At 68.9% G+C, this 1,922-nt stretch carries 3 protein-coding genes; all 3 read left to right on the forward strand.

What is annotated here, in order from left to right; translation table 11 throughout:
* Positions 1-25 precede the first annotated feature (25 nt).
* A complete protein-coding gene (locus tag ENN83_RS01605; RefSeq protein ID WP_287183298.1) occupies positions 26-1,111 on the forward strand; it encodes an ABC transporter permease in 1,086 nt (361 codons plus the stop codon).
* Between the two features lie 3 nt (positions 1,112-1,114).
* Positions 1,115-1,729 carry a hypothetical protein gene (locus tag ENN83_RS01610; protein WP_287183299.1) on the forward strand — a complete coding sequence of 205 codons (615 nt, stop codon included), beginning with the start codon at positions 1,115-1,117 and terminating at the stop codon, positions 1,727-1,729.
* Between the two features lie 7 nt (positions 1,730-1,736).
* Positions 1,737-1,922, forward strand: a 186-nt coding sequence (locus ENN83_RS01615; RefSeq protein ID WP_287183301.1) for an HlyD family secretion protein, incomplete at its 3' end; no start/stop codon positions are given.

Raw genomic sequence — 1,922 nt, forward strand, 5'->3', positions numbered from 1 at the left:
AACGCCTATGCGATTTCGGCGGCCAATGCGCTGGCCGGTGCGGGCGGGGCTGACCACGCTGGGCCTTGCGCTGGCGGTCGCGGTGATGGTCGCCGCCACCTTCACCGACGACGCGCTGGACGAGATCCTGGACGTCGCCTTTTCCCAGTCGAACCGGCAGGACATGATGCTGCTGTTCGCCGAGGATCGGCCGGTTTCCGTGCTCGAGGAAGTCCGCCGCCTGCCCCGCGTTCTGGTGGTCGAGGGCCAACTTTACCTTGCAGCGGAACTGCGTCACGGCCCCCGGACCAAGCAGGTCGCCATCGAGGCCCGGCCCCCCGAAAGCGATCTGTCGCGCGTGATCGACGGCACGGGCCGCGTGGTCGCGCCGCCGCCCGGCACGATCCTGCTGGCCGACCGGCTGGCCGCGCAACTGAACGCCCAGCCCGGCGACGTGATCGAGGTGGAATTCCTGACCAACCGGCGCGAGACGTTCCAACTGCCGGTCGCGGGGCTGGTGACGCAGTATTTCGGCCTTGGCGCCTATATGGATTTCGACACGGTCAACACCCTGTTCCGGCAGGCGCCACGGGTTTCGACCGCAAGCCTGCTGATCGACGAGGAGCACGAGGACGCGCTGCATGCGCGGCTGAAGGAGATGCCGGGGCTGGCGGGCACCATCATGCTGACCGAAAGCCGCCGGGCCTTCGAGAACACCATTGCCGAGAACGTGGTCATAATGACGACGATCTACGCGACCATCGCCATCCTGATCACCGTGGGCGTGGCCTATAACGGCGCGCGCGTGCAATTGTCCGAACGCGCGCGGGAACTGGCCAGCCTGCGCATCCCGGGCTTCAGCCGGGGCGAGGTTTCGGCGATCCTGATGGGCGAAACGCTGGTGCTGGCGCTTGCCGCGCAGCCGCTGGGATGGGTGCCGGGCTGGGCCATCGCCTGGTCGATGACCGAGGGCTTCACCTCGGATCTCTACGCGATCCCGCTGGTGCTGAAACCCGCGACCTTCGCGCAAGCCAGCCTTGTGGTGCTGGTCGCCTGCATCGTCGCGGTGCTGGTGGTGCGGCGGCGGCTGGACAATCTGGATCTTGTGGCGGTGATGAAGACGCGGGAGTGAGGCATGAAGGTTCCGGCACGCAACATCATCCTGATCGGGCTTGGCGCAGCGCTGGCGGGCGGGCTGATCTATACCGCCTTCCGCACAAAACCCGTGCCGGTCGATCTGCACATCGTCACAAGCGGGCCGATGCAGGTCACCGTGAATGCCGACGGCAAGACCCGCATCCGCGACATCTACGAGGTTGCCGCGCCCCTGACCGGCACCGCGCTGCGCTCGCCCGTCGAGGTGGGCGAGCGGGTGGTCCGCGGCGAAACCGTGGTCGCCATCGTCGAGCCGACCGCGCCCAGCCTGCTGGACAGCCGCTCGCGCATGCAGGCCGAAGCCGCCGTGCGCGAGGCGCAGGCCGCGCGCGCACAGGCCGAAAGCGGGCTGCGGAAGGCCGACGAGGATCTGACTGAACTATGCCGAAACGCAGTTCGAGCGGGCGCAGACGCTGGTCGAACGCGGCGTGGCCACCTTTACCCGGCTCGAGGACGCGACCCAGCAGCTTGCCATCGCGCGGGCGGCCCGCGATGCCGCCGCCTCGGGGCTGGCCATGGCGGATGGCGCGCTGGAACGCGCCCGCGCCGCGCTGATCGCGCCCGCGGTGGACGGACCGGGCGCACCGGCGGGTGAATGCTGCGTGCAGATTCACGCCCCCATCGACGGCATGGTGCTGGAAATCGACGTGATTTCGGAACGGCCCGTCACCATCGGCACGCGGCTTCTGTCGGTCGGGCGGCCCGACGACCTGGAAATCGTGGCGGACCTTCTGTCCTCGGACGCGGTGCGGCTGCAACCCGGCGCGCGGGCAATGGTCGAGCGCTGG

This window comes from Rhodovulum sp. (assembly GCF_011048875.1).
Lineage (GTDB): Bacteria > Pseudomonadota > Alphaproteobacteria > Rhodobacterales > Rhodobacteraceae > Rhodovulum > Rhodovulum tesquicola.